Source organism: Thiocapsa sp. (assembly GCF_011390875.1).
Classification (GTDB): Bacteria; Pseudomonadota; Gammaproteobacteria; order Chromatiales; family Chromatiaceae; genus Thiocapsa.
Genome location: NZ_JAABRP010000343.1, coordinates 1 through 3,342, shown reverse-complemented (window position 1 = coordinate 3,342; position 3,342 = coordinate 1). Strand labels below are relative to the sequence as shown.

Here is a 3,342-nt window from a genome sequence, read left to right as displayed (position 1 = left end):
CTGAATGATCTGGAGGCGACGGCTTGGGGGCTCGCGGCATTGGGACCCGATGACCTGGCCGAGGTCCATCCAGGCGAGTCGACACACGGCAACGCCTGCGTGGTTGCAGCGGGTACCGGCCTCGGCGAAGCCGGACTCTTCTGGGACGGTCTGCGTCATCACCCTTTCGCAACCGAAGGCGGCCACGCGGATTTTGGGCCGACGGACGAGCGCGAGTGGGCGCTACACGCATTCTTGAAGCAGCGCTTCGGTCGGGTCAGCTGGGAGCGCGTCGTCTCCGGGCTCGGGATTCGAAATCTTTACGACTTTCTGTCCGAATGGCGCGGAATCGAATCGCCGCCTGCGCTACGCGAGGCCATTGCGAGCGGGGATGCAGCGGCGGCCATCGCCTCGGCCGCCTCCGAGACCTCCTGCCCGGTCTGCACCGAGACAATGGACCTGTTCTTTCGTCTTTACGGACGCGAGGCCGGCAACATGGCACTCAAGCAGATGGCGCTCGGCGGGGTCTATTTGGGAGGAGGCATTGCGCCGAAGAACCTCGACGCCCTTCGCACCAGCGCCTTCCTGGAGGGCTTTTTCGACAAAGGCCGCTTGGAGCCCCTGATGCAGGCGATGCCGGTTCGGGTGATCGTGCAGCCGAGCGCGCCGTTGATGGGGGCGGCGTTGTTTCTGGAGTCGCAGTAGGGAGGAAAACCAATGACACACATACTCAGCATTACCGGAATGAGTTGCGGCCACTGTGTTCGTGCGGTGACCTCTGCACTCGAGTCCGTTGCCGGTGTCGAGTCCGTGGCGGTGGATTTGGAGCTCGGTCGTGCTCGTGTGGAGGGGCAGGCCGATGTCGATGCGTTGGTCGCGGCCGTTGTGGCCGAGGGCTATGGTGCGGAGTCGGCGCCTTTCGAGTGACCTCGGGTCGGGTCATGATCGGCCTCGCCCGGTGGGGCGCGCCTCGGTGCCGGCGGCCTATCCATCCGTCTTTCCATTCGCGTGGATCGGCACGCCCGATCCGAGGCGGCGTTCCCGGAGTGGTTCGGCACACTCGGCCGAGCCATGCACACCTTCTTTCAAATCATGACGTTGGAGAGTTGGTCGATGGGCATCGTACGCCCCGTGATGGATGTCTATCCTTACGCCTGGCTCTTCTTCATCCCCTTCATCCTGATCGCCACCTTTACGATGCTCAATCTCTTCATCGGCATCATCGTCGACACCATGCAGACGCTGCATGACGACCAGCATGCCGCGGAGCGCGAGCGCATCGAGGATACGGTTCACCGCGATACCCATCATGTCGAAGTCGAGGTGCGGGCCTTGCGCGAGGAGATCGAGGGGCTGAGGCGCGACTTGGCGATGCGCGGTGAACAAAGCTGACGAGGCTCGGCATGTCGGAGGTGGCAGGGGTGCGTCGTGCGGGCCTCCATTTTTGGTACTATGATACAAACTGTCGCTTTTGAGATGCGTGTTGTTGTAATACGTCAACGAAGAGGCCGGCTGTCCATTCGGTGCCGATGCGTGGCGCCGGGGAGGTCGTGTCGGGTTGCTTGTGTCGATGGCCGAGGGGGCGAGTTTGGATCAAGCGCGAAGAGCTCGAGCGATGCAGTGCGGAGATGCAGCTCGGCCCGCGGTTTTGCGCGCGGGAGCCAGCGCGTGGTTCATGCTGGTGGTCTTGATGCTGGCCGCAACCAATGCGCTTGCCATGAAGCTCGATGTCAAGGTGACGGGGCTTGCCGGCGAGCAGGAGTCCAACGTCCTGGCGTTGCTCTCGATCTACCAAGAGCGCACCGAGGCCGATCTGACCCCGGCGCGCGCCGAAGCATTGCATCGGCTGGCGCCCGACCAGATCCGCGATGCCTTAGCGCCCTTCGGTCTCTATCAGGTCGAGGTCACGGATCGACTCGATGTGCCGTCGGACCCGAACGGAACCTGGGTTGCGACCTATACCGTGGTACCCGGACCCGCCGTGAAGATCGGCCGAGTCGACTTCGCCATCACGGGCGAGGGTGCCGATGACCCGGCCTTCCCGAAGGGGTTTCCGATGCAGGTCGGCGACGTCCTCCTGCACGCCCGATACGAGGCGGCGAAATCCGATCTGCGCGCACGCGCGTCCACCGGCGGTTATCTGGACTATAGCCTCGAGCGCCATCGTGTCTTGATCGATCTGGTCGCCTACGAGGCGATCGTCGAATTCCACCTGGATACCGGACCGCGCTACTACCTGGGCAACGTCACCTTCAAACAGGATCTTCTGAACGACAAGTTCCTGCGCACATACCTGAACTTCGAGCCCGGTGTCGTCTACAACCCGGACCTTCTTCTGGCGCTTCAAGGCCGTTTGCTCGGCACCGAGTATTTCAGCGACGTGGAGATCGTTCCCCGAAAGGATGCGGCCGGCGACGAGACGCTCGTGCCGATCGAGGTCGTCGCAACCCGCAACAAGCGTGACAAATACCGCATCGGTGCGGGCTTCACGACCGATACGGGTCCGCGGGTGAGTGCGGATTGGCGTCGTCGTTACGTCAACCAGTGGGGCCACAACTTCCGAACCGAGCTGCAGCTCTCGCCCGTGCTCTCTCAATGGAGCTTCGATTACCGGATTCCGATTCAGGATCCGACGCGCGATTACATCATCATCAAGCCCCAGTCGACCTGGTCCAACCTCAACACGCAAAAAGGTTGGCTGAACTCGGTTCAGATCGCCCACTCCACGCTGACGCCGAGCAATTGGCGCCGTACCGTCGGTATCGACTACAGCTACGAGGATTACGAGATCAGCGACATCCAGACCGGTATCTCCTCCGAGCTGGCGCCCAATATCTCCTGGTCAAAGACCGTTGCGGACGACCCGATCAACACCAAACGCGGATATCGGATTCGGTACGGTGTCCTGGGGGCGGTCGAGGGTGTGGTCTCGAATGCCTCCTACCTGAGTGCCGCCTTGCAGTTCAAGTGGATCCACGGCTTTGCGGAGAAATATCGCTTTATCACCCGAGCCAATCTGGGCGTGACCCTGGCGGAAGATCTGACCGAGCTCCCGGCGAGCCGCCGCTTCTTCACCGGCGGCGACAACACCATTCGCGGTTGGGGTTACAACGCCCTGGGACCGACCGAGCCCTTCAACGACGACACCGTCGGCGGACGCTATCTCGGCGTCGGCAGCCTCGAACTCGAGCGCACCATCCGTGGTCCGTGGAGCGCCGCCGTCTTCACCGATTTCGGCAACGCCTTCGATCCCGACTACGAGAATAAATTCGAGCAGAGCGTCGGCTTCGGTGTGCGTTGGGCATCGCCTATCGGAGCGGTACGCGTGGATCTCGCCTTGCCCTTTACCCAAGACGACTACGA

The 3,342-nt window shown here is 62.3% G+C and carries 4 protein-coding genes; all 4 read left to right on the top strand.

Features of this window, described 5'->3' with window-relative positions; genetic code table 11:
- The coding region (locus GPT33_RS18175) for a glucokinase (RefSeq protein ID WP_296811899.1) at positions 1-684 on the top strand (684 nt) is incomplete at its 5' end.
- A 12-nt stretch (positions 685-696) separates the two neighbouring features.
- A complete protein-coding gene (locus GPT33_RS18170) occupies positions 697-906 on the top strand; it encodes a cation transporter (RefSeq protein ID WP_296811896.1) in 210 nt (69 codons plus the stop codon).
- Positions 907-987: 81 nt separating this feature from the next.
- Positions 988-1,371 carry an ion transporter gene (locus GPT33_RS18165; protein WP_296811894.1) on the top strand — a complete coding sequence of 128 codons (384 nt, stop codon included), beginning with the start codon at positions 988-990 and terminating at the stop codon, positions 1,369-1,371.
- A 283-nt stretch (positions 1,372-1,654) separates the two neighbouring features.
- The coding region (locus tag GPT33_RS18160) for an autotransporter assembly complex family protein (RefSeq protein ID WP_363929511.1) at positions 1,655-3,342 on the top strand (1,688 nt) is incomplete at its 3' end.